The organism is Streptomyces sp. NPDC086549 (assembly GCF_044746205.1).
In the GTDB taxonomy this organism is placed as follows: Bacteria; Actinomycetota; Actinomycetes; order Streptomycetales; family Streptomycetaceae; genus Streptomyces.
This window is the reverse complement of record NZ_JBIVBS010000020.1, coordinates 139,929-164,290: the sequence shown is the minus strand read 5'-3', so window position 1 is coordinate 164,290 and position 24,362 is coordinate 139,929. Positions and strand designations below refer to the sequence as shown.

17 protein-coding genes and 7 pseudogenes are annotated in these 24,362 nt (G+C 68.6%); 16 read left to right on the top strand and 8 right to left on the bottom strand.

Going from position 1 to position 24,362, the window contains the following annotated elements; all coding sequences use genetic code 11:
- The 5 genes and pseudogenes from ACIPSA_RS42540 to ACIPSA_RS42520 all read left to right on the top strand — a co-directional run.
- Nucleotides 1-493: pseudogene (locus ACIPSA_RS42540) on the top strand (transposase family protein); the annotation flags it as partial.
- A gap of 76 nt (nt 494-569) precedes the next feature.
- Entirely contained in the window at nt 570-836 is a 267-nt protein-coding gene (locus tag ACIPSA_RS42535) for a hypothetical protein (protein WP_402645285.1), read from the top strand.
- A 336-nt stretch (nt 837-1,172) separates the two neighbouring features.
- Nucleotides 1,173-2,222, top strand: a complete 1,050-nt coding sequence (locus ACIPSA_RS42530; protein ID WP_402645283.1) for an NADP-dependent oxidoreductase — start codon at nt 1,173-1,175, stop codon at nt 2,220-2,222.
- A gap of 46 nt (nt 2,223-2,268) precedes the next feature.
- Nucleotides 2,269-2,661 (top strand): MerR family transcriptional regulator, encoded by a 393-nt coding sequence (locus ACIPSA_RS42525; RefSeq protein WP_402645280.1) that lies wholly within the window; start codon nt 2,269-2,271, stop codon nt 2,659-2,661.
- A gap of 603 nt (nt 2,662-3,264) precedes the next feature.
- On the top strand, nt 3,265-3,789 hold the full coding sequence (locus tag ACIPSA_RS42520) for a hypothetical protein (RefSeq protein WP_402645279.1): 525 nt from the start codon (nt 3,265-3,267) through the stop codon (nt 3,787-3,789).
- Nucleotides 3,790-3,808: 19 nt separating this feature from the next.
- On the opposite strand, the gene ACIPSA_RS42515 is transcribed toward ACIPSA_RS42520, so the two are convergent.
- Entirely contained in the window at nt 3,809-4,696 is an 888-nt protein-coding gene (locus ACIPSA_RS42515) for a hypothetical protein (RefSeq protein WP_402645277.1), read from the bottom strand.
- A 440-nt stretch (nt 4,697-5,136) separates the two neighbouring features.
- Between ACIPSA_RS42515 and ACIPSA_RS42510 the strand changes: the two genes are divergently transcribed.
- The 4 genes and pseudogenes from ACIPSA_RS42510 (at nt 5,137) to ACIPSA_RS42495 (ending at nt 7,022) form a co-directional block, all read left to right on the top strand.
- Nucleotides 5,137-5,418, top strand: coding sequence for a hypothetical protein (locus tag ACIPSA_RS42510; protein ID WP_402645274.1), 282 nt, complete (start codon nt 5,137-5,139; stop codon nt 5,416-5,418).
- A 352-nt stretch (nt 5,419-5,770) separates the two neighbouring features.
- Nucleotides 5,771-6,277 (top strand): annotated as a pseudogene (locus tag ACIPSA_RS42505) (DUF4238 domain-containing protein); the annotation flags it as partial.
- Nucleotides 6,274-6,843: a transposase family protein gene (locus ACIPSA_RS42500; protein WP_402645271.1), complete on the top strand. Its 570-nt coding sequence runs from the start codon at nt 6,274-6,276 to the stop codon at nt 6,841-6,843. The pseudogene ACIPSA_RS42505 and the gene ACIPSA_RS42500, both read left to right, overlap by 4 nt.
- On the top strand, nt 6,726-7,022 hold the full coding sequence (locus ACIPSA_RS42495; protein WP_402645268.1) for a transposase family protein: 297 nt from the start codon (nt 6,726-6,728) through the stop codon (nt 7,020-7,022). Before ACIPSA_RS42500 ends, ACIPSA_RS42495 begins: the two co-directional genes overlap by 118 nt.
- On the opposite strand, the gene ACIPSA_RS42490 is transcribed toward ACIPSA_RS42495, so the two are convergent.
- Together ACIPSA_RS42490 and ACIPSA_RS42485 are read right to left on the bottom strand one after the other, a co-directional pair.
- Complete coding sequence (locus ACIPSA_RS42490) at nt 6,997-7,365, bottom strand: VOC family protein (RefSeq protein ID WP_402645265.1); 369 nt, start codon at nt 7,363-7,365, stop codon at nt 6,997-6,999. The genes ACIPSA_RS42495 and ACIPSA_RS42490 overlap by 26 nt on opposite strands.
- A 489-nt stretch (nt 7,366-7,854) precedes the next feature.
- Entirely contained in the window at nt 7,855-8,028 is a 174-nt protein-coding gene (locus tag ACIPSA_RS42485) for a hypothetical protein (RefSeq protein WP_402645263.1), read from the bottom strand.
- Between the two features lie 219 nt (nt 8,029-8,247).
- Between ACIPSA_RS42485 and ACIPSA_RS42480 the strand changes: the two are divergent.
- From ACIPSA_RS42480 to ACIPSA_RS42450, 7 genes and pseudogenes are all read left to right on the top strand, one after another.
- Nucleotides 8,248-8,995, top strand: a pseudogene (locus ACIPSA_RS42480) (MFS transporter); the annotation flags it as partial.
- A 161-nt stretch (nt 8,996-9,156) separates the two neighbouring features.
- Nucleotides 9,157-10,449: an ABC transporter substrate-binding protein gene (locus ACIPSA_RS42475; RefSeq protein ID WP_402645261.1), complete on the top strand. Its 1,293-nt coding sequence runs from the start codon at nt 9,157-9,159 to the stop codon at nt 10,447-10,449.
- Nucleotides 10,446-11,414 carry a carbohydrate ABC transporter permease gene (locus ACIPSA_RS42470; RefSeq protein WP_402645258.1) on the top strand — a complete coding sequence of 323 codons (969 nt, stop codon included), beginning with the start codon at nt 10,446-10,448 and terminating at the stop codon, nt 11,412-11,414. The genes ACIPSA_RS42475 and ACIPSA_RS42470 overlap by 4 nt, the downstream gene beginning before the upstream one ends.
- Complete coding sequence (locus ACIPSA_RS42465; protein WP_402645257.1) at nt 11,411-12,235, top strand: carbohydrate ABC transporter permease; 825 nt, start codon at nt 11,411-11,413, stop codon at nt 12,233-12,235. Before ACIPSA_RS42470 ends, ACIPSA_RS42465 begins: the two co-directional genes overlap by 4 nt.
- Before the next feature lie 11 nt (nt 12,236-12,246).
- Nucleotides 12,247-14,496 carry an alpha-xylosidase gene (gene yicI / locus ACIPSA_RS42460; protein WP_402645255.1) on the top strand — a complete coding sequence of 750 codons (2,250 nt, stop codon included), beginning with the start codon at nt 12,247-12,249 and terminating at the stop codon, nt 14,494-14,496.
- Nucleotides 14,496-15,506 (top strand): LacI family DNA-binding transcriptional regulator, encoded by a 1,011-nt coding sequence (locus ACIPSA_RS42455; protein ID WP_402645252.1) that lies wholly within the window; start codon nt 14,496-14,498, stop codon nt 15,504-15,506. The genes yicI and ACIPSA_RS42455 overlap by 1 nt, the downstream gene beginning before the upstream one ends.
- 42 nt (nt 15,507-15,548) lie before the next feature.
- The gene (locus ACIPSA_RS42450) at nt 15,549-18,449 is read left to right on the top strand and encodes a glycoside hydrolase family 3 C-terminal domain-containing protein (protein ID WP_402645250.1); all 2,901 of its coding nucleotides are present in this window, start codon (nt 15,549-15,551) and stop codon (nt 18,447-18,449) included.
- A 451-nt stretch (nt 18,450-18,900) separates the two neighbouring features.
- Here ACIPSA_RS42450 and ACIPSA_RS42445 read toward each other — a convergent pair.
- The 5 genes and pseudogenes from ACIPSA_RS42445 to ACIPSA_RS42425 all read right to left on the bottom strand — a co-directional run.
- Nucleotides 18,901-20,055, bottom strand: a pseudogene (locus tag ACIPSA_RS42445) (alginate lyase family protein); the annotation flags it as partial.
- A pseudogene (locus tag ACIPSA_RS42440) lies at nt 20,035-20,916 on the bottom strand (ISL3 family transposase); the annotation flags it as partial. The pseudogenes ACIPSA_RS42445 and ACIPSA_RS42440, both read right to left, overlap by 21 nt.
- A gap of 178 nt (nt 20,917-21,094) precedes the next feature.
- Nucleotides 21,095-21,730: a hypothetical protein gene (locus ACIPSA_RS42435; protein WP_402645247.1), complete on the bottom strand. Its 636-nt coding sequence runs from the start codon at nt 21,728-21,730 to the stop codon at nt 21,095-21,097.
- A 1,417-nt stretch (nt 21,731-23,147) separates the two neighbouring features.
- A pseudogene (locus ACIPSA_RS42430) lies at nt 23,148-23,339 on the bottom strand (transposase); the annotation flags it as partial.
- A gap of 192 nt (nt 23,340-23,531) precedes the next feature.
- A pseudogene (locus tag ACIPSA_RS42425) lies at nt 23,532-24,284 on the bottom strand (NADP-dependent oxidoreductase); the annotation flags it as partial.
- Between the last annotated feature and the right edge of the window lie 78 nt (nt 24,285-24,362).

The window sequence follows — 24,362 nt, the reverse complement described above, 5'->3', positions numbered from 1 at the left end:
TCAGGCTGCCCTCAGCTTCAACCGCCCTGCTGCGACAGGACGATGGCGGTGGTCTTTCACCTCCGCTCGAACAACAAGCGCCTCACGGCGCACACTCCGGGAAACACAAGCGGCACGGCATGAACGTGCAGGTTCTTGCCGATCCCTTCGGGCGTCTGATCTGGGCGTCTGCGGCGCTGCCCGGCTCGACCCACGATCTGACCGCCGCCCGCAACCACGGGATCATCGACGCGCTTGCCGCCGCGGGATTGAAATGCTGGGCAGAAAAGGGGTACCAGGGCGTCGGCCGGTCCGTCCGAGTCCCGTTCCGGGGCGCCGCCTCAAGCCATGGAAGCGGCGCCACAACACCACCCACGCCAAGATCCGCTGCCTCGGCGAGCGCGCCATGGCCACTCTCAAGAGTTGGCGCCTGCTGCGCAAAATCCGCTGCAGCACCAACCGGATCACCAACATCGTGAAGGCTGTCCTCGTCCTCCGCCACACCTCAACGTGAGGTTGGAATAGGCTCACTGTCCACATGGTGCCGACGACATAGACCCTCGCCGATCCGGTGTTGCGGAACTCCACATGTGCCGGAACGTGAAGCGCGGTACCGTCCGCACCTGCGTGGCGGCGCCGTGGCCGCCTTCGTTGAACACCCGTCCCCGTGGGGCGTGGCCGGCATCCTGCACAACCCCAAGACCCTCACCGCACTCCCGTCCAGGGAAGACGAGGACCTCGACCACGTGCCCTACGGTCACCCAGGCCTGCGCTGGATCATCGCCGCGCGGGATGTCATCTCCCTGCACGGCTGTACCCCCGTTTTCCTCGACGAACTCATGACCCTCGCAACATAAGGCCCGTCAGCGATCCGGCGTTCCTTGCGGCCCGGATCGTCGGCGTCACAATCCCCGGCGCGGGCGGCAACTTGCACCCTCCTCTTGTGGGGCGAGTTGTCCCCGCGCCGCGCCACCTACTCCTACGACCGTGCAAGGAGCCACCCCCGTGAATGCCATCCTGCCCGCCTTCGTCGTCCGGTTGCTTCAGCAGGGCCCCAGACAGTTGACCGTCGAAGTTGTGGCCGGAGTCGCGTCACCATGCGAGGGATAGCCGGCGATCGCCGGTCGGCGCCGAGGTCTCAGCGGTGGGACGGGTTGACCTTCACGCATGGGTCAATGCCTAGCGTCGACGGTATGAAGTCCTTTGAGACGAGCGCAACGTTGCCCGCCTTTTCCAGCCTGCCCAGTACAGCTCTGGAGGTCCGACTCGCCGCCCGGCCCGTTGGGCGCCCGGCCCGCGACCACTTCGAGATTGTCGAGGTTGGCGTCCCGGCCCCCGCGCCGGGCCAGGTGCTGGTTCGCAACCTGTTCATGTCGCTCGATCCCGGCATGCTCATGTTGATCGCGGGCGGGTCCGCGCTGCCGATGCCAACCTATGAGGTGGGCGAGGTGCTGTACGGGGACGCGCTCGGCGAGGTGGTCGCCTCGGCAGACCCGTCGCTGGGCGAGGGAGAGCTGGTGATGCATCGGCTCGGCTGGCGGGAGTACGCCGCTGCCGAGGCCGGTGCATTCCGGCGAGTGGACAAGGCGGCCTACCCCACTCCTTCCATGCACCTGGGGTTCGGCCTGGTCGCCTACACAGGGCTCATGGACGCGGCAAGGCTGCGACCAGGTGACACCGTTTTCGTCTCCAGCGCGGCAGGGGCCACCGGGAGCATGGCAGGCCAGATCGCCCGGCTCAAGGGAGCCAGCCGGGTGATCGGCAGCGCTGGCTCGGCTGACAAGGTGGCCCACGTGACCGGCAAGCTCGGGTTCGATGCGGCCTTCGACTACCACGACGGCCCAGTGCTCGACCGACTGCGCGAAGCGGCCCCGGACGGCATCGACGTCTACTTCGACAACGTCGGAGGCGAGCAGTTGCGCGCCGCCATCGAGGTCATGAAGGTGCACGGCCGTGTCGCGGTCTGCGGAGCCCTGAACCGGCAGAGCACCGCCCGCCCCGACGAGGGCCCCGGTGACCTGCTGAGTGTCCTGGGCAAACGCCTGACCATCCGCGGCTTCACCCTGTGGGACCACCTGGACCGGGCCGCGGAGTTCGGCGAACAGTTTCGCGACTGGCTGCGCGAGGGATCCATCGTCTACGACGAGACAGTGATCAACGGGCTGGAGAGCGCACCCGAGGCACTCCTCGATCTCGTCCGCGGCCGGTACACCGGGAAGACCGTGGTCCGCCTCAGGAGTTGACCACAAGGTATACGTCATACCTGACAACCAGCCCGAAGGAGGCCACGTGTTGATCGGTGAACTGGCCACACAGACGGGGACCACGACCCGCGCCCTGCGCTACTACGAGGAGCAGGGCCTACTGGAGTCCGACCGGACAACCTCGGGCTACCGCGACTACGGCCCGCACGCGGTGACCAGGGTCCGAAACGTCCGTAACCTGCTCGCCTCAGGGTTCACCGTCGAAAACGTCAAGTCCTTCGTGCGCTATCTCGACACCGATCTGCCCGAGGTCTTCGCATACTCGCCCTTGTGCGCCGACGGCTACGTCGTCGGCGCACAACGGGTGGCCGAACTGGAGGAGAAGATCACAGCTCTGACACGGCTGCGCGACATCCTCGTTCATCGGATGCCCTGGTTGGCGACGCCCAGTGATATGCCGCAGAGAGAGGCCGCCTGAACCAGCATCCCCCTGACTGCTGCTGACCTGACTCAGGAGCGGTCTGTCCACGGGTGGGGAATCAAGGCGAGCATGTCTGTACGTCGGATGAGCGAGGGTTGGGGAAATTCAAAGAGCGCCAACACCTGCGCACGGCTCTTGCGGCTGTGGACATGTTTCCCCTGAGAAACCGTCTTCCCCCGGCCCCACACCGGCACCCACGGTGTGCAAGCGCATCGGTCGCACCAGGTCAATCGGCCCATCGTCTTACAACCGAGGCGCCGGGTCACTCGTCCGCGTACCGGAAATCCGCTGCGTGCGGGTGCCGCAGGGACCGTCCGCACGCAGGCCCGTGGGTCCCCCATTGGGTGATTTGGGTGATCAGGCGGTGTGCCGCAAGGTCATCACCCGGCTCGTCCGCACATTCGTGTCAGGCTCGCAAGCCTCGTCGAGTTCCCAGCGGAGGCCGCAATGTCTGGTGCCCCGGAAGCCCTTCGGTGTCCCCGGTGGCTCGCGCCGAACGCTCTGCGGGCCTCGGTCGTCCTGGCCGTGGTGACCGGGATCGCCGGCTGCGGCGCCGGTGGCACCACGCCCCACAGCGGGGCTGGTACGAAATCGCCCCAAATGGCGGGCAGCGCAACCCTGTTCCCGGGTACGCAGGGCCAGTCCGGTGACGCCCGGATCAAGTTTCCGCGGGCGGATCCGGGCGAGTCGGCCAAGGTGAACGTCAGCGTCGCCAACACCACGGACAAACCGATGAAGGTGGAAACGGCAAAGCTGGTCGGCCCCTCGCCGACCAGCGCCTCTAACGCACCGGCCGTCGCCGAGGACACCTGCGGGGGCACGACTCTCCAGCCGCACCAGACCTGCAGCTTCGCCCTGCTCATTCCGCCCGGTACAGCTGAGGGAGGTCTTCAGGTCGAAGTCAAGACGGACCAGGGCGATGTGACGGCGTCCGTGGGACAGCGCGAGCCCAGTCCGGCAACGTCGGCTGAGCACACCGGGACGCCCGGGACGGGCGAGACGGGTACGCCGACGCCCGCGCCGCAGCAGACGAGCACGCCGGCCGGCCCAACGACCGGTCCGGGCGGCACACCCACGCAGCAGGAGACCACCCCGGACGAGGTGCCGTCGGCCTCCCCCACCTGACCGAGGACGCCGGTGCGGCTCACTCCTGGCCGCGGACCTCAACCCGGACGGAGTTGTCGTCGTTCAGGACCAAGGTGATGTCCCCGTCGGCCAGACGCTCAGTGGGCACCAGGTAGTACCGCGTGCTCGACTTCGCCAGCACGCGGAACCCGATGCACCGGTACCGGTAGGGCAGGTAGGCGGCGCCCCGGTCCACGCAGTGCACGTTGGGGGCCGACGGGAAGATCGGCTGCCGCGAGTGGATCAGAACACGCGTCGTGTCGCGGAAGTTGTTCTCGGCCTCGTCCCGCGCCGCCGACGTGCCCGCTCCGTGGGCGTAGCGAGCCAGGGCGAAGAACACGATCAGCGCTGTCGCGGAGACGAGGAGTCCTTCCGTTATGCCCCAGAACCGCCCGCCGCGGCGCTGCGGATCGCGGGTCAGGTACATGACGCACAGCACAAGGAGCGCGCCCACGGCCACGAGGACAGCGGGCAGGAGGACCCGTAGCCAGCCGACGGGCAGAAGGACCCACATCGTGGTCCGCCACCACGCCGGCTCCAGGAAGACGGGGAAGCTCAGCAGCAGCAGGCCCACGCCCACCGCGCCGAGCACCCGGGTCACCGGGCCACGCCGCTCCGCCGCGTCCGGCTGCGAGAGCCACCGCTCCAGTGCCCGGAAGGCGAGTACGCCGATGATGCCGAGAACGAGCAGCATCCACAGGGGGAGAAAGACGGCCGCCGGACTGCCGAGCAGGTAGTCCTGTGGCGTGAACCCCAGTTCACTGACACCGAGACCGAAGTAGGCGTAGTAGGCGCTGCGGTAGGTATAGCCGAAGTAGTACAGGAGGGCGAAGACGACCGATCCCGGGGTGACGATGTATGCGGCCTTCTCGAAGAAGGACTTCTCCGTGGTCTGCTGTCCGCTCACCCGCACTCTCCCCGCTCTCTCCCGGCAGGCTGAACCTAATGTCGGGGAACCGTCCGCCCAGCGCATCGACACGCGGACACAAGGGGGTAGCCTTCGCTGACCTGGAACCGGCCTCCCGGCTCTGGAAGGTGAAAGAGCAACAATGCCCCTTCCGAGCGTCCTCGCGGTGTTCGCGCATCCGGACGACGAGTCCCTGTCGGCGGGCGGGGTGCTGGCCCGCCACCCCGACGGCGGTCTCGGCGGACGCCTCATCTGATACCGCATACGGACCCGGTGCCCGCCCACGCCATCCGACAGCTGGAGAGGCGGGCTAGCGCGCCATGACAACGAGCCGCTGTGCTGGTTTTCATGCGTCTGGCAACACCAGGCGTGCGCAAAGTGGAGATCAGTGACCCGTCCCGCGGCTGACCCTTCCGAGAGAAGTGCAGAGAAGGCCGAAGGTGAGGCACGCGGACACGGTCGACGTCGCCGTGGTCGGGTTCCCCGGCACACCCCGGCATCCGAAGACGCTCGCCGTACGGCCGCCCGACGGAAGGGTGGCGCTCTCGCAGCGGCTGACCACGGCGCTCGCCTCCGTCGTCGGCTTGCGCCTGGTCCCCCAGGCCGGGCGGGCGTTCACGAAGGCCAGCGACTCCTACACGCCCGCCGTCGGTGATGTGGTGATGGAAGTTGTGGCGGGCACGACCCGGCACGCGGTCGTCACCGTGACGCGGCTGCGATGACCAGCGACGATGTCGGTCGGCGGTCTGGAAACCCGTGGCGGCTGGAGAGGGCACTTGGCAGAATCCGGCGTGTGGCAACGGCACAGCAACCATCGCGGCAGCACCTCATCTCGCAGGTCCTGCTCAAGCAGTTCACGATGCGCGCGCCAAAGGGCAATAGCTGGCAGTTGCTCCCGTTCGACCTGCGCCACCCCGGACGCGTGCACAAGCTGAGGAGCACCAGCGCATGCGGCTATGCCGAGAACTTCGTCGCCTTCGACTCCCCATCTGCTGAAGCGCTGTGGGGTGACGTGGAGAGGCGGGCTCCCGCAGCGTTCGCCGCCGTGCACGCCGGACTCCGTTCGCCAACCCGCTTCACGCGGCCGCGCTCCGCGACCTGGTCGTGCTCCACTACGTCCGGTCCCACCACTACCGCGATGTGCACACCAACGCGTTCGCGCGTGCCCGCGCGAGCACGACAGACAAGTTGATCAGCATGTTTCCGGAGCAACTGCGCCGCGAGGCACTGCGCGAGACGGGCCTGCATCTGTCCGGCCCGGGTCCACTGGGCGCCTTCGCTGAGCGTCTCATCGAACAGTCCTCAGTCGTCCGCGACCACCAGAGCGGCAAGCTCTTCCGCGCCAGCATCGAAAACACCTTCTACAAGATGCAGGCCATGGCGTCGAAGTGGCAGCTGGAAGTGCTCATGCCCAAGACAGGCCAGTTCCTGATCGGCGACAACCCGGCCGTGACCATACGTACGGAGGGGGACACCACCACGTACGGCATGGCCTTCGGCGACGCTCACACCCTCGTACTCCCCATCGGCCCAAGGCACCTACTGGCCCTGGGCCCGGACAACATCAGAGGATCGCGGTGACCGTCCCGACCGTGCTCCGGGACGACCAGCGCCTGGCCGACATGGCCGGCGGCAACGATGTCTACGCCACCACAGTCCGCCGCTGGCGGGACGAGCTGATCGCCCTCCTCGCCCCGAGGGCCCCGCGTCTGGACCGTGCCCTGAAGAAGATCGCCAAGCGGGGCGGAGAGGTCGTCCTGATCGACGGCACCCTCATCCCCACCCAGCGCCGCACCGGCAAAACGAACCGCCCGAACTACTCCGCCAAGCATCGCCGCCACGGCCTGCACGTGCTTGCCCTGACCGACGAGCGGGGCCGTCAGATGTGGATATCGGCCGCCCGGCCCGGCCGCACCCACGACATCACCGCCGCCCGCCGCGACCCTAGCCCGGCCCACCTGCGCACTGCCGGTCTCGGCGCCCTGGCCGACCTGGGCTTTGTCGGCTGGACGACGATGGGGACGACCCTGTGGTCGTCACCGGCTTCAAGGGCGCCCGTGCCCGCAAGCTCACACCCGCCGACGGGGAGGCCACCCGCATCCTGGCCGCCAGACGCGCCCCCGTCGAACGCGGCTTCGCTCATCTGAAGAACTGGCGGATCCTCACCAAGCTCCGCACTGACCACGCTCGCGCCACCCACCTGCTTCGCGCTGCTCGTGCTGACGCACATCGAGGCCACTACCGGAAATTGATCTCTACCGCAGTCAGCCCACGACCAGCACAAGCACCCCGGAACAGCGTTACTGAGCCGGGATCGCCTGGGTGAGGTTCACCGGGTTGCCGTCGGGGTCCTGGATGTGGGCGACGCGCTGCCCCCACGGCATGTCGTTGGGGCCGCCGCGGACCGAGCCGCCCAGCGCCGTCACCCGGCCGAGCATCTCGTCGACGTCGTCGACACCGATGCTGAGCAGGATCCGCGGTGCCGCCCCGGTCCCCGGGTTCGTCCTGGCCACCAGCCCGAGGTCGGTGTCGCCGATGCGCAAGCCGACGTAGAAGGCCGGGCCTTCCGCCGGTACCCGGAAGATCTCCTCGGCGCCGAACAATGTCGTATAGAAGCCGAGCAGGACTTCCTGGTCGGCAGTGATGATCACTGGCTGGATGGTGGACATAACACTCCTGTCGAGAACGGTCGCGTCGCTGGGTAGACCGTTCGAGGACGGTGAACTCATCGGCAAAACCGCCCCGCCAGGCGATCTACACCCCAGACTGCCGCCCGCGACCAGTACGAGCAGCCCGAAACAGGGTCACACCACCCCTGCTGAACAGCTACTTCAAGATGGCGCAGCCTCATTGCAGGGGCACACGCAAGTGCGCATCGGCGCTCGCATGGCCAGAGCGCAACGGTCGATGCCTGACTCTCGCACCGCAGCGCCGCCCCCACGGGCGCAGGGATCAGAACGACGGGGCAAACATGCGCAGTGGGAAACGGATTCATCCCACGCCTGGCCTCGGCGACGGTGTAGGGACCATCCCCGCGGGCGCGGAAAGCAGTTGTCGATCTTGTCGGCAGCGAAGTGCTCAGACAGATGTGGTGGTGATGCACTTCTGCTGGTGCAGCTTCCTCGAGTTCCGGGAAGTGCTTCTCGGCCTGTCGGACTTCACGCCGGCTGACCTGGTGATCCCGGCTGTTGAGGGCGGAGGAGGAGCAGGTCAAGAACGGGTCCGCCGGGGCCGGTCCTGTACTGCCCGGCGTACTGGTACCCGAGGTTGCGGTAGAGCTGCTGGGCGGGAGCGCCGGGCAGGGCGAGCAGGGAGACCCACCTAGGACGCATGGCGTCGAGGAGGGCCTGGTGGATCTGGGTGCCGATGCCCTGGGCCTGCCAACCGGGACGGCGGCGGCATCTTCAAAGCCTCCGGTGCGCTGACGCTGAACAACACCGTGGTTGAGCGGAACAAGCCGAACGACTGTGGTCCACCGGGTCAAGTTCTGGGCTGCTCCGGCTGAGCGAGTCGGTCGGCGGTTTCCATATCAGGTGTGGTGCGGGCACGGCCAGGTGTCACACGAGCTGTGCTTCATGCTCGGCCCGGTGCTGGCGTCCTTCCTGACCGGGACGTTCTTCCCGGAGGCGGGCACGCTCGTCGGCGCCGTGCTGCTGGCCGGGATGTTGCTGTTCACGGCGCAGCGTGCGCCCGAGCCGCCGCCCCGGGCGCGCACCAGGGCCGGGTCTCCCCTGCGCGCCCCCGGCATCCCTCCCCTGCTGGGCTGTTTCGTCGCCACCGGAGCGGTGTTCGGTTCGATGGAGGTCATCACGATCGCGTACGCCGACGCGCAGGGTCACCGCTCGGCGGCCGGGGCGGTGCTCGCGCTCCAGGCAGCGGGTTCCTGCGTGGCGGGCCTGCTGTACGGGGCGCTGAAACCGGCCGGCCTCCGCCTGTCCCGGTGCCTGCTCGCGATGACCGCGCTGATGCCCCTGCCCCTGCTCGCGGCCCGTACGGCCGGATCCCACTGGGTGCTGGCCGCCGCCCTGCTCGCGGCGGGCGTGGCCACCGCCCCGACGATGGTGACCGCGATGACGCCGGTACAGCGCCGCACCCCCTAGGACCCGGCTGAACGAGGCATGAGCCTCGTCGTCACCGGCCCGCTCACCGGCATAGCCTGCGGTTCGGCGCTCGGCGGGTGGGCGACGGAGCACACCTCGCCGAACGGCCGCCTTCGCGGTGCCGGTCGCGGCGGCCGCCGTGGCCCTCTCGATCACCATGGCTTCGACCAGCCTCCGTTCGCTTCGTCGAACCGCTTGAACAGCGCGTGCGTCAATTCGGCCAGAACCATTGACGCGCCCACAGGCCCCACATACCTTCCTGCGTCGAAGCGCTTCGACGGCACGCATCGAACCGATTCGACGAATCGGCCAACGCTGCGTGACGCCCCGAAAACCGTGCGACTCCCCTGGAGGCACTGGATGTTGACGGCACGAAGGCGTGCGGCGGCCGCGGCGGTGATCCTCTCCGGATCGCTGCTCCTGACCTCCTGCGGGGGCTCGGACAGCGGGTCCTCCGACGCCAAGACACTCACACTCTGGCACTACGAGGCCCCCAACAGCGCGATGGGCGCCGCCTGGAACGAGGCCATCAAGGAGTTCGAGGCCAAGCACCCGGGCGTGAAGGTGAAGTTCGAGGAGAAGGGCTTCGAGCAGATCCAGAAGACGGCGTCCATGGTCCTGAACTCCTCGGACGCGCCCGACATCATGGAATACAACAAGGGCAACGCGACCGCGGGCCAGCTGTCGAAACAGGGCCTGCTCACCGATCTGACCACCGAGGCCACCAAGCGCGGCTGGGACAAGAAGCTCAGCGCGGGCGTGCGCACGACCAGCCTGTACGACACCAACGGGGTCATGGGCTCCGGCAAGTGGTACGGCGTGCCCAACTACGCCGAGTACACGATGGTCTTCTACAACAAGGACCTGTTCAAGAAGTACGGGATCGCCGAGCCGAAGACGCTCGACAAACTGACCGCCGCCATGGACACGTTCGTCAAGAAGGGCGTCACCCCGCTCGCCAACGGCGGCGCCGAGTACATCGCCCAGCAGTACCTCTACCAGCTGGCCCTCTCCAAGGCCGACCGCTCCTGGGTCGACAAGTACGAGCTGTACAAGGGGAAGACCGACTTCCACGACGCGGCGTGGACGTACGCGGCGGACACCTTCGCCGACTGGGTGAAGAAGGGCTACATCAGCAAGAAGTCCACCAGCACCAAGGCCGAGGACGCCGGTGTCTCCTTCATCCAGGGCAAGGCGCCGATCCTGTTCTCCGGCAGCTGGTGGTACGGCCGCTTCCAGACGGAGGTGAAGTTCGACTGGGGCTCCTTCCTGTGGCCCGGCTCGAACCTGACCCTGGGCTCCGGCGGCAACCTCTGGGTGGTCCCGAAGAACGCCAAGAACAAGGAGCTCGCCTACGACTTCATCGACATCACCATGTCGAAGAAGATCCAGAACCTGCTCGGCAACAAGGGCGGCATCCCGGTCGCCGCCGACGCGAGCGCCATCACCGACCCGAAGTCCAAGATCCTCATCGAGAACTTCAACACCCTCTCCACCCGGGACGGCCTGGCCTTCTACCCAGACTGGCCGGTCTCCGGCTTCTACGACGTCCTGGTCTCCGAGACGCAGAAGCTGATCACGGGCAGTGAGAATCCGGACGACTACCTCACCGCCCTGCAGCAGGCGTACGACAAGGGCGCGCCGAAGCAATGACGATCACCGTCGAACGGGGTGCGCGGGCCGTCGGCAAGCACCAGCACGCCGGCCCGCGCCGCCCCCGCCCGCGCGACTCGTACGCCCTCTTCCTCCTCCCCGGGATCCTCGCCTTCCTCGCCGTCATCGTCGTCCCGTTCCTGATGAACACGGGCGTGAGCTTCACCGACTGGCAGGGGGTCGGCAGCCCCGAGTGGTCCGGGCTCGCCAACTACCGCGAGCTGTTGGACGACTCGGAGTTCTGGGCGTCCTTCCGGCACAGCGTGTTCATGGTCGTCGCCATGGCGGCCGTACCGACGATGATCGGTCTCGTCCTGGCCGCCGCGCTGTTCGACTACATCGGCAAGCACTTCGGGACGAAGTGGACCGCGGTCCTGCGCGCCTGCTTCTACCTCCCACAAGTGCTGCCGATCGCAGTCGCCGGCATCGTCTGGAGCTGGATCCTCGCCCCCGACAACGGCTCTCTCAACGAGCTGCTGAAGGCGATCGGGCTCAGCGGATGGCAGCAGGACTGGCTCGGCGACCCGGACATCGCGCTCTACAGCGTCATGGGGGTCATGGTCTGGGTGCAGATCGGCTTCCCGCTCGTCGTCTTCATGGCAGGCCTGCAACGCGTCGACCCGCAGCTGCACGAGGCGGCCGAGCTGGACGGCGCCGGCTGGTGGCGCCGCTTCTGGCACATCACGCTGCCGCAGATCCGGCCGGAGATCTACGTCGTGCTGACCTGGTGCACGATCGCCGCGCTCAAGGTGTTCGGCGCGGTGTACGTGCTGACCAAGGGCGGCCCGGGCGGGGCGACCGACGTGCCCTCCTACTTCTCCTTCACCACGTTCTTCGAGAAGACCCAGGTCGGCTACGGCGCCGCGATCTCCACCGTGCTGACCGTGATCATCCTCGTCCTGGCCCTGGTCGGGCTGAAGCTCCAGACCCGCGCGGAGGACGCCGAGGAAGGGGTACGCGCATGACCACCGCACTGCGCCGGTATCCGGTACTGATCGCCCTGTGCATCGCGGCCCTGTTCATGGTTCTGCCGTTCCTGATCGTCGCGGTCAACGCGGTCAAGTCGCCCGCCGAGTACAGCCAGCACGGCCCGCTGAGCCTGCCCAGGGGCGTCTACCTCGACGGCCTGAAGGACTTCTGGGAGCGGGTCGACTACGGCCAGAAGCTCGTCAACTCCGTGCTGATCAGCGGCTCGGTGGCCGTCCTGGCAGCGATCTTGTCGATCCTGAACGCCTACGCGATCGGCATCGGCCGGATCCGGGGCCGCGCCTGGGTCCTGGCCTTCTTCGTCCTCGCGAACATGCTGCCGCAGGAGGCGCTGGTCTACCCCGTCTACTACCTGAGCAAGCAGGCGGGTCTGTACGACACCCGGCTCAGCGTGATCATCGTGTTCACGGTGATCCAAGCGGCCTTCGGCACGTATCTGCTGTCCTCCGTGCTGGGCCAGTTCCCCCGCGAGATCATCGAGGCGGCCCGGATCGACGGCGCGAACAAGTGGCAGGTCCTGTGGCGGATCGTGGTCCCCGTCAGCCGCCCCACCCTCGGCGTGCTCCTGGTCTTCTTCTTCATCTGGACCTGGAACGAGTTTCTGCTCCCCTTGGTCATGCTGATCTCCAACGACAACCAGACCGTGTCGGTGGCCCTCGGCGTCCTCCAGGGCCAGCGCCTGATGGACGCCACGATGACCAACGCGGCCGCCCTCCTCGGCGTCCTCCCGGCTGTCGTCTTCTTCCTCCTCTTCCAGCGGACCCTCACCCGCGGCATCGCCGTGGGCGCCGTCAAGTAAGGACCCCCCACGTGAAGTTCACCGATGGTTACTGGCTGCTGCGCGAGGGCGTCACCGCGGCCCACCCGGTCGAGGTCCTCGATGTCACCGCCACGGACGGCGCGCTGGAGATCCACGCGCCGACGCAGCCCATCCGCCACCGCGGCGACCTGCTGAAGGGACCGGTCGTGACGATCAGCGCACACGCCCCGATGCCCGACGTCATCGGCGTCACCTTCACCCACTTCGAGGGCGAGCAGCCGAGGGGACCCGAGTTCGAGGTGAGCGGTGAGGGGTGTGCCGCGCAGGTGTCGTACGACGACGAGCACGCGACCCTGATCTCCGGTGAACTGTCCCTGAAGCTGGTCCGTACGGGCCCCTGGCACCTCGACTTCCTCGCCCACGGCCGCACCCTCACCTCCAGCGGCCCCAAGGGCATGGGCATCATGCGGGACGCGAACGGGGGGCACTACCTGCGGGAACAGCTGGGCCTGCGGGTCGGTACGTCCGTCTACGGCCTCGGCGAGCGGTTCGGCCCGCTGGTCAAGAACGGCCAGGTGGTGGACATCTGGAACGCCGACGGGGGCACGGCCACCGAGCAGGCGTACAAGAACGTCCCCTTCTATCTGACGGACGCGGGCTACGGCGTCTTCGTCGACCACCCGGGCAAGGTGTCCTTCGAGGTCGGCTCGGAAGCCGTGTCCCGGGTGCAGTTCAGTGTCGAGTCCCAGCAGTTGACGTACTACGTCATCTACGGACCCACCCCGAAGGAGATCCTGCGCAAGTACACGGCGCTCACCGGGCGCCCTGCCCTGCCACCCGCCTGGTCGTTCGGCCTGTGGCTGTCGACGTCCTTCACGACGTCGTACGACGAGGAGACAGTGACGTCGTTCATCGAGGGCATGCGGGAGCGCGAACTGCCGCTGTCCGTCTTCCACTTCGACTGCTTCTGGATGCGGGAGTTCAACTGGTGCGACTTCCAGTGGGACCCGCGCGTGTTCCCGGATCCGGAGGGGATGCTGGCCCGGCTGAAGGAGCGGGGCCTGCACGTCTGCGTGTGGATCAACCCGTACATCGCCCAGCGGTCGCCGCTCTTCGCGGAGGGCAAGGCGCTCGGACATCTGCTGAAGCGGCCGGACGGAAGTGTCTGGCAGTGGGACCTGTGGCAGCCCGGCATGGGCCTGGTCGACTTCACCAGCCCGGCCGCCCGCGACTGGTACACGGCCAAGCTGGAGGCACTGCTCGCGCAGGGCGTCGACTGTTTCAAGACCGACTTCGGGGAGCGCGTCCCGCTCGACGTGGCGTGGGCCGACGGCTCCGACCCGGAGCGGATGCACAACTACTACAGCCACCTCTACAACCGCACCGTCTTCGACGTGCTGCGCAAGCACCGGGGCGAGGGCGAGTCGGTCGTCTTCGCGCGGTCGGCGACGAGCGGGAGCCAGAGCTTCCCCGTGCACTGGGGCGGGGACTGCGAGGCGACGTACGAGTCGATGGCCGAGTCGCTGCGTGGCGGACTGTCGCTGGGGCTGTCCGGCTTCGGCTTCTGGAGCCATGACATCGGCGGCTTCGAGGGGACGCCGACGCCCGCGCTGTTCAAGCGGTGGCTGGCGTTCGGGCTGCTGTCCTCGCACAGCCGGCTGCACGGCAGCTCCTCCTACCGCGTGCCGTGGCTCTTCGACGAGGAGTCCGTGGACGTGCTCCGGCTGTTCACGCGGCTGAAGCTGAGTCTGATGCCCTACCTGTACGAGGCCGCACGCGCCGCCCAGGCCGAGGGCCTGCCGGTGATGCGGGCGATGGTGCTCGAGTTCCCGGAGGATCCCGGGTGCGCGCATCTGGAGCGGCAGTACATGCTCGGCCCGGATCTGCTGGTCGCACCGGTGTTCGGCGACGAGGGGGACGTCACCTACTACGTGCCGGAGGGAACCTGGACCCACTTCCTGAGCGGGCGGACCGTGACCGGGCCGCGCTGGGCGCGCGAGAGGCACGGGTTCCAGAGCGTGCCGCTCCTGGTCAGGCCGGGGGCGGTGATCCCGGTGGGGGCGGTGGCGGACCGGCCCGACTATCCGCACGCGGACGGGGTGACCCTGCGGGCGTACGGGCTGGAGCGGGGCGCGCGGGTGACGGTGCCGGTCGGGGACGTGACCTTCACCGTCGTACGCGAGGGGGACACGCTGCGGGCGTCGTCCAGTGACCCCTCGGCGCCGTGGGCGCTGGCGGCCGGGGAGCGGGTCGCGCGGGCGCGGGCCGGTACCGGCTTTCTCACGCTGGAGCTGGATTGATGGTCAAGATCACCGATGTGGCGCGGCACGCCGGGGTCTCCCCTAGCACCGTCTCGTACGCCCTGAGTGGCAAGCGCCCGATCTCGGAGGAGACCCGGCGGCGCATCGAGGCCTCCATCCGCGAGCTGGGCTACCGGCCGCACGCCGGCGCGCGGGCCCTGGCGAGCAGCCGGTCGAACGTGCTGGCGCTGGTGATCCCCTTACGGACGGGCATCAACGTCCCGGTCGTCATGCAGTTCGCGATGTCCGTGGTGACCACCGCCCGCAGGCACGACCACGACGTGCTGCTACTCACCCAGGAGGAGGGCGAGGAGGGGCTGCGGCGGGTGGCGGACACCGCGCTGGTCGACGCGCTGATCGTGATGGACGTACAACTCCACGATCCGCGGCTGTCGTTGCTGCGCTCGCTGGACCGGCCGTGCGTGATGATCGGGTTCCCGCTCCAACCCGGTGGGCTGACCTGCGTCGACCTGGACTTCAAGACGGCGGGCGAGCTGTGCGCGGAGCGGCTTGCCGGGCTCGGGCACCGGGTGGTCGCGCTCGTCGGGTCGCCGCCCGAGGTGTACGTGCGGGAGACGGCGTTCGCCCAGCGGGTGGTCCAGGGGTTCACGGCCGCCGCCGACCGCAACGGGCTCGCCTCCTCCGTGCACCCGTGCGAGGCCGCTCCCGCCGCCGTCCGCCGGGTCGCCGAGCAACTGCTGCGCGAGCAGCCGGCGCTGACCGGGGTCGTCGTACACAACGAGGCGGTCCTGGAGCCGCTGATCGACGCCTTCGAGCAACTCGGCCTGCATGTCCCCGGCGATCTGTCGATCACCGCGATCTGCCCCGACGAACTCGCCGCCTCCCTCCGTGTCCCCGTGACCTCGGTCGCCCTGCCGTCCACCGAACTCGGCGAACGAGCGGTCGAGTTGCTGATGCGGAAGCTGGGCGGCGCGGACGTACCCGAGGCGACGCTGCTCGCGCCCCGGCTCACGGAACGCGCGAGCACGGCGCCGCGCAACGCGCCCTGAAGTCCCGTACGAGCAAGGCCCCCTACGCGAAGGAGCCATGACGTGAAAGGCAAGAGAAGAAGACGCAGAACGACGCTCGTGGTGGCCCTGGCCCTGGTCGCGGGCCTCGGCGCCACCGCCCCCGCGCACTCCGAGTCGGCGTACCCCTTCCGCGACCCGAGTCTCTCCGTGGACGCGCGGGTGACCGACCTCCTGTCCCGCCTCACCCTCGACGAGAGGATCTCCCTCCTCCACCAGTACGAGCCCGCGATCCCCCGCCTCGGCATCCAGTCCTTCCGCACCGGCACCGAGGCCCTGCACGGCGTGGCCTGGCTCGGCAGGGCGACCGTGTTCCCGCAGGCGGTCGGACTCGCCTCGACCTGGGACCCGGCGCTGATCGAGCGGGTCGGCTCGGCAGTCGGCGACGAGGCGCGCGGCTTCCAGCAGCAGCGGCCGGCAGGCTGGGGCCTCAATCTGTGGGCGCCGGTGGTGAATCTGCTGCGCGATCCGCGCTGGGGCCGCAACGAGGAGGGCTACTCCGAGGACCCGTACCTGACCGGCTCCATCTCCACCGCGTACGGCACCGGTCTGACCGGCGGTGATCCGGACCACCTGAAGACGGCTCCCACGCTCAAGCACTTCCTCGCCAACAACAACGAGGAGCACCGCGACACCACGTCCTCCGAGCTGCGCCCGCGCGTGCTGAAGGAGTACGACGAGCAGGCGTTCAAGCCCGCGATCGAGGCGGACGCGGCCACCGGCGTGATGTCCTCGTACAACCTCGTCAACGGCCGCCCGGACACGGTGAACCCGGCGATGGACGACACCGTGCGCACCTGGACCTCGCAGAACCTGCTGAACGTCACCGACGCGTTCGCGCCGGGCAACCTGGTCGGCAGCCAGAAGTACTACGGCACCCAGGCCGAGGCGGACGCGGCGGCGCTGAAGGCCGGCATCGACAGCTTCACGGACAACGACACCGACTCCGCGGTGACCACGACCGCGATCAAGGCGGCACTGTCCACCGGCCTGTTGAAGGAGTCGGACGTCGACGAGGCCGCGCGGCATGTGCTGAGCATCCGCGTTCGGCTGGGCGAGTTCGATCCCGGCGGCGGCACGTACGGCTCCATCGACGCCTCCGTCATCGACAGTCCGGCCCACCGGAAGCTGGCGCGCGAGGCGGCCACCGAGGCGGCGGTGCTGCTGAAGAACGACGGCGCGCTGCCGCTGAAGAAGTCCGGAAGCGCCGCCGTGGTGGGCCCGCTCGCCGACACCCTCTACACCGACTGGTACTCCGGCACCCTCCCGTACGCGGTCACCCCGAAGGAGGGCATCGCGGCAAAGCTCGGCACCTCCGTGGCGAGCAGCGAGGGCGTCGACCGGATCGCGCTGAAGGACACGGCGACCGGGAAGTACGTGACGGCGGGGACGGGGGACGCGGGCGCGCCCCTGAAGGAGACGACGGACTCGGGCCCCGGTTCCCAGTTCGACGTGTTCAACTGGGGGTCGGGCATCGTCACCCTGCGCTCGGCCGCCAACGGCAGGTACGTGGGCTACAACTGGTCGAACTTCGTCAACGACCAGGCCCAGCCGAACGGCTGGTTCGTGCAGCAGCAGTTCAAGCTGGAGCGGCAGGACGACGGCTCGTACCTGCTGCGGTACGCGGGCTACGAGACCGGCGAGTCGTGGTGGTCGAACCCGGTGTACCTGGGCCCGACGGGCGACGACGGCACGCTTGGCCTGGTCGGCAAGGACAAGGCGGCCCACTACACGAAGGACGTCGTCCGCGACGGCGTCGACGAGGCGGTCGCCGCGGTCAAGGGCAGGGACACGGCGGTCGTGGTGGTCGGCTCGATGCCGGCGATCAACGGCCGCGAGGCCCACGACCGCACGGACATGGGCCTCGCCCCGTCGCAGGAGGCGCTGGTCAAGGCAGTCCACAAGGCCAACCCTGGGGCGGTGGTGGTCGTCGAGAACAGCTACCCCACCACGCTGGGCGCCCTGCAAAAGGAGGTCCCGGCGCTGCTGTGGACCACGCACGCGGGCCAGGAGACGGGCAACGCGCTCGCCGATGTCCTCTACGGCGACGTGAACCCGGCGGGCCGCCTCACCCAGACCTGGTACCGGTCCGGCTCCGACCTCCCGTCGATCCTCGACTACGACATCATCAAGTCCGACCGCACCTACCAGTACTTCCAGGGCAAGCCGCTCTATCCCTTCGGATACGGGCTGTCGTACACAACGTTCCGCTACGGGGACCTCAGGAAGGTGACCGGCGGCTACGAGGTGCGGGTCACGAACACCGGGAAGCGGGCGGGCGACGAGGTCGTCCAGATGTACGTCCATCAGCGCACCTCCCGCGACAAGCAGCCCCTGAAGCAGCTGAGGGCTTTCGAGCGGGTGTCGCTGAAGCCGGGCGAGACGAAGACGGTACGGCTGAAGGCACGACCGTCGGACCTCGCGCACTGGGACGTCACGCGCTCGAAGTGGGTGGTGGAGACGGGGACGTACGACGTGATGGTCGGCGCGTCCTCCGCGGACATCCGGGCACGGACTGCCTGGCGGGTGAAGGGCGAGACGATCCCGGCCCGGGATCTGTCGAAGGTCACGCGCGCGGAGAACTTCGACGACTACGGCGGGATCGGCCTGGTGGACGAGTCGAAGGCAACCGGGACGGCGGTGGCGGCTTCCGCGGACGGGGCGTGGCTGAAGTTCGCGGACACTCAGCTCGGCTCGGGCGCTTCTTCGTTGACCGCCCGGCTGGCGGGCGCGTCCGGCACAGTGGAGGTCCGGCTCGGCTCCCCCACGGGCACGCTCGTCGGCACGGCGCACTTCGACGGCACGTCGTCGCCGTACACGTACGGGACAGTGACGGGGGGGTTGAAGGCCGCGGCGAAGGGCCGCCAGAACGTGTACCTGGTGCTGAGTAAGGGCCTGCGCCTGTCGACGTTCAGTCTGCGCTGACCGGCGACCGGTCGGTCAGCGGCGGATGACCCAGGTGAGAGGACGGCGCTGGATGGGCCCCGACGTGCGGGACCCATCCGCGACCCAGTGCTGTGCCACTGCGGTGACCGGCGTAGTCGCCGTCCTCACTGTCGGGCCGTGGTCAGCCGGTCGTGGTCTTGAGTGAGACCGTTCGTGTGGCGGTGGCGGGCGCGTAGCCGTAGTCCCCGCCGAACGTCACGGTGAAATCGGTGTTGGCGGTGACCTTGTAACTGGCCACCAGGTTGCCGCTGCTGTCCACGGTGCCGGCCTTGACCAGGGTCTTGGTACCCCCGGCGGGCTGGGCGTAGATCGAGACCTTGCGGTTGCCGGCGGTCCGGCCGAGGTGTGCGGTGAGCGTGGCGGTCGCACCCCGGGTGTACGACGAGGCATTGGTGGTCAGGGTCAGCACAGTGGCGGGCTGTCCGGCGCTGTTCCCCGCGTCAGTGAGGGTCTCCCAGGCGATGAACAGATTGTCGGTACCGGCCGGGCGCATCTTCTCGGTGAGCAACTGCGTGTTGGTCATGGGTATGCCCAGCCGGGTGTGAAGAGCGTTGCAGCCGATCTCGGTCATCGGGTCCATGCTGCGCTTGAGGGTTCCGCCGCACAGCCAGGACGGCCCCGTCGCGCCGAGCTGGTACTTGGCGTGGAAGCCCAGGGCCTGGCGCAGGCGCTCGCCGACCTGGGGGTAGAGGTTCTGCTTCTGGATCCAGGAGGTCTCGGCGATGTGGGAGATCGCCGAGATGCCGTAGTTGGTGTGGGCCAGGTCGCGGCAGGTCTCCTGGGTGAGTCCGGACACGAAGGTGGACTGCCCCTGCCAGTAGTTGATGATCTTCTGGGAGGTGTCCAGTCCGCTGCCGGGCACGGTCTTGGGCAGGGCGCCGTCGCTGCTGAGGTAGATGTAGGCGGGCACCCGGTTGAGGTAGCGGGCGATGGCCTTGTCGTTGGAGGCGTGGTCGTCGAGGAAGACGGAGATGCCGACCGCGGCCTCCATCATGCTCAGCTCCCAGTTGCCGTTGCTGTTGGAGCCGTTGATGACCTCGGGCAGGTAGACCTTGCGCAGCATCGTCTTGAAGCGGTCGGCGTTGGACCAGCCGGGGGTGTACGTGTAGCGGATGATCTCCGCCGCGCGAGGCCAGACGGAGCCTGTCCAGCCGGTCTGCAGCGGGGCGTTGCTGTTGGTGTGGCCGGTGATCGTACCCGACCAGGCGTCCATGATCTCGATGGACTTCTTGGCGTACTGGTCGTCGCCGCTGATGTACCAGGCCAGCGCGTCGGTGTACGCCGCGATGGCGTCCTCACGCTCGTCGGTGCAGCCATGGTTCGGAATGGACACCGGGCCGCAGTCCGCCACGGCCCACGGCTTGGCGGTGCGGGACAGAGAGCCGTACGGCACCGTCGGCGCATCCGACGGTGCCTTGGTCAGCATCGCGTCATACGCACCCTTCCACGGCTCGGCACCGGCCTGCACCTTGCTGCGCACAAAATCAAGCTGCGGTCGGCTCACCAGAACACCCGGGTGGGCGAAGGTGGTCGGACAGGCGGCCACGGACACCGCGCCCGAAGTCGAGCTCAGGGCCAGGCCCAGGCGGCGGGAGCAGTCGAGCAGGCCGACGCCCTGGCCGAGGAGATCGTGGATCTTGTTCCAGCGTTCACGGGTGGTCTGCTCGCGTACTCCGCCGGGGCGGGGCGGGTTGATGGTGGCCCAGCAGCCGGCGTGCGCGCGGACCTCGAGCAGGACCTTGTCGCACAGGTTGCGCCAGAAGTGCCAGCGGTCGCTGACCTGCACCGCGTCGGGCAGGGCACGGCGGACAGCCTCGGCATAGGTGGCCGATCCGTCCCGGCACACGACCTCGACACCGCTGCCGTGCTCCCGCAGCCAGTATTCCAGGGTGGCCGCCTCACGGTCGGGCAGGACCGCGACGCGTCTGCCGGTCTCGGCGTCCGTGATGATCGTGGCGTATCGGTGCCGGCGGCGCAGGGCGAAATCGTCCACGCCGATGACCCGCGGGACCGCCTGTTGCGGCAGCGGCAGGCGCCGCAGATGGCGCAGCGCAGTGCTGCGGGAAACGGGCACGGCCAGCAGGCCGGTGAGGCGGGCGGCCGCCCGGCCGCGTAACTCCCGCGCCACCTGGGATATCTGCCCGGCAAGCCGCACTGTGCGGCGCTGATGGCGCTCCGGCAGTCCGGGAATCTGCTCGCGGAAGGTCTGCCGCCGGCAGCCCGGGACGGGGCAGACCTGCCGCCGTACACGCAGGTGGACGACGGCCTGGCGGCCGTCGACCGGCACGTCCGTCACCGTCCGGCCGTGGTACCCGCGCACCTTCGCCGTCGGCGTCCCGCACACCGGACACGGCACCGCCACATCCGGAGTGCGGGCCATGATCACCACCGCGTCACCGCCGTCCACCACGTCCTCGACGACCAGCACCGACAGCCCGGAAAACACCGTGACCACAAGGGAGTTGACATCCATCACGAGATCATGATCACGGATGGCTACTCGGCGTCGCCACCGACTACGGGCCAGAGCCGAACGTCTTACAGTCCCCTTCCAGATGATCAAGGAAGGACGCTTGACAGCGACAACAAGTCGTAAACGCAACGGTGTTGCACGACAAGGGACCTCAGTCGGTGAACACCGGCTCCATCGTGTGCCACCAGGCGGCGAGGCTCGTCTGGTCGGGGCCGGAGATCTCGACCAGCGCGGGGCGGTCGTAGTAGCTGCACAGGAAGACGTACTGCCCTGTGCTGGACAGGAAGCAGACCGCGTCTCCGGCGGCCTCGCTCGTGTTGTTCTCGCGCCAGCTGCTGGACACGTTCGTCTGCGAGTCGCAGTTCCCCGCCGGCATGCCGGCGGCGTAGCTCTGGAAGACGGCGTCACGGTCGGCCTTCGTGTCGTACATGACGACGCTCGCCTTGCCGGTGCCGGAGACGCCGTACTCGTCGACGGTGGTCACCGTGCAGTACAGGGCCGCCTTGGCGCCCTGCCAGACACTGTGCGAGCAGCTCTCGTGCGACCACTGGTCGCTGTTGAGGGAGTCGCGCAGGTCGTGTTCGGCGGAGGTGAGGCCGTCGTCGGTACTGGTGCCGGTGTCGAGGGTGGTTGCGGAGTCCGTGGGTGTGGGTGTGGGGGTGTCGCCCCCCGGGCCGGGGCCGACGGCCGCGCCTCGGCTCGTGGTGCGGGTCGGTTCCGGGTCCGGCTCGGGCCGCGCGGCCTGGAAGTACAGGCTCACCAGGGCGATCACCGTGCTCACCACCACGCCGATGATGGTCCAGCGAACACCCCGGGGATCGTGGGGCGGCACCGTGGGCCCGCCGGGTGGTCCGGGTGGCGAGTACGGGCCGTGGTGACTCATGACGCTCCCCCGCTTCCCCCGGCGTACGCGGCCCGTGCGCGGAGCGGCCGTGTCGGAATTATCGGAAGTGCAGAAGGGGTCGCGAGAGCCGAAGGGGCGAAGATCGGCCCCGCCTACGTCAGGTCGAGGTCAGTGGCGCAGCTCATACGCGTACTCGCCCTCGCCTTCCCCGACCTGGACGAACCCGGCCCTTTCGAGTACGGCCCGGGAGGCGGCGTTGGCGTGGTCGCCGGTGGCGCAGAGGCGCCGTACGTCGTCCCGGGCCAGCGCCCAGCCGGCCAGGGGCCTGTCAAACGAGCGGCTCTGGCCCGTAGTCGTTGGTGACGCCGGGTGTCCGTCAGGGCAGGAGGATGCGGTGGCGGAGGAGGTCGAATCCGGCGCGTCCCGTGAGCGTCCACACGTGTCGAGGCCCTCGAGGCCGCGGACCGGACCGCAGAGCCCTTCCTCCAGCTCTTGACGCTGTGGGTGCACAGCCGCCGGCTCCTGGACAACTCGACTACATTCGCGGCCTGGCAAGACACCCGTGTCATCGCACTGCTCTCCGCTTACTCCACCCTCGTCGAAAACGCTCCCGACGCGTGGTTGGAGGAACTGGCCGTGCAGCTGATGCTCCTGTCTGAGCACCTCGCCGACGTCCCCCGCATCGCTGACGCCGCCGGCGCCGCCGCACTGGCCCTGACGCCCTACCGGCGACTGGTCGCTGCCGATCCCGACTGGACTACCTGGCCGTTGCCTCGTCCTACAGTGAGACCTCGGCCGTGCACGCCCGCGCCCAGGAGACCCTGGCCACATGCCTGACCCGCGTCGGACGCCGGCAGGAAGCCGAACAGGCCGCCCGCCCCTGCGTCGACGTGTGGGCCGATCTTGCCGAGGCTGACGACGGTGATCTGGAACTCCGCCTCGGCCTGGCCCACGCCTGTAACAACCTGGCCAATCGGCTGCTCAGCCTGGACCGCCCCGAACAGGCCGCCGCTGCGGCCACGCGCGCCACCGCCCTGTGTCCCGCTGACAGCGTGGGCCGCGCCAGCGCCCTGTACTTCGTCGGCGTCAGCCTGGCCCGGCTGGCGCCACCAGCAGGCAGTCGAACGCTTCCACGAAGCCGTCATCGTCTACGACGACCACGCGCCGCTCGCGCCGCACCAGGAAACCCAGCTGAGCAACGTGGTCCACAACCTCGCCCTCAGCTATGCCCGGTTGGGGGACTACGCCGAGGCCTTCGCCTGTGCGCGTCGCGCCTCAGCGATCCTGCACTGTCAGTGGCAGACCGATCCCATCGCCCACCACACGCACCTGCTGCGAGCCCTTCAGGTGCTTAGAGGTCCTAACAAAGCCGTCGGACGTGTCTGTAGGTGATGAGGCAGGTGGCGAGGCCGAGGAAGGCCTCGTGGATGTCGTCGCGGCGTTCCCATCGGATGCGCAGGCGGCGGAAGCCGTGCAGCCACGCGATGGTTCTTTCCACGACGTACCGGAAGATGCCCAGGCCGGAGCCGTGCGGTTGGCCTCGTTCGGCGACGTGCCGCTTGCGGCCGTTGATCTGCTTGCCGCCGTCGAAGCCGCGGCTATCGACGACACGCTCGTCGCCCGCGCCCTTGCAAAGCACGAGAGGAGACGGCTGTCGCTCACGCCGTAACGCCGTGACGGCGTGAGCGACCGAGTCACGCGGCTGACGCTGATCCACGAGGCCCGGTCACTAATCCCTGAGCCCTTATGGACGAACACGGACGATCGTCTTGCCCTTGATCCGCTCGGTCGGGTTCAAGGCGGCGACGGCATCGTCGAGGGCAGCCACGTTGCCGATGTTTGTCCGCAGCCGGCCATCCCGGACACGCTGGACGACCTCACCCAGTTGGGCGCGATCGGACACGACAACGAAGTCGATTGCCAGACCGTCGGCGGGGCGCGCCTCCGGCGGCCCGGCGATGGTCACCAGCGTTCCTCCGGCGCGAATCACGCCCGCAGACCGCCTCCCGATGTCTCCGCCGATGACGTCGAACACCAGATCGACTCCGCCGACGTCTTCCAGGGCGTCGTTATCGAGGGCGACGAACTCCTTCGCGCCGAAGTCGAGCGCCGTCTGACGGCCGACAGCGCGCCCGGTGCCGATGACGTACGCACCCGCCTCTCGTGCGAGCTGAGTCACCATCGATCCGACTCCACCGGCCGCACCGTGCACCAGGACGCTCTGCCCCGCTTGCAGGCGGCCGTGCTCGAACAGCCCTTGCCACGCGGTCAGGCCGGAGATGATCGGTAGGGACGCGCCCACCGTGAAGTCGACATCGCCCGGCAGCGGCGCGAGGTTGCGTGCCTCGACGGCCACGTACTCCGCGAGGGTGCCGTCGCGAGTCCAGTCCGCGAGACCGAATACCCGCTGTCCCACCGACAGCCCCCTCGTGCCGTAGCCGAGGGCGGTGACCACTCCGGCCAGCTCGTGTCCGGGAATCGAAGGCGTCCGGTCACGGCACCGCATGCCTCCGGGGTACCACCCAAGCCGGACGCCGTCACCAGCTCCGACGAAGACCCAGACCCTACGACGCCA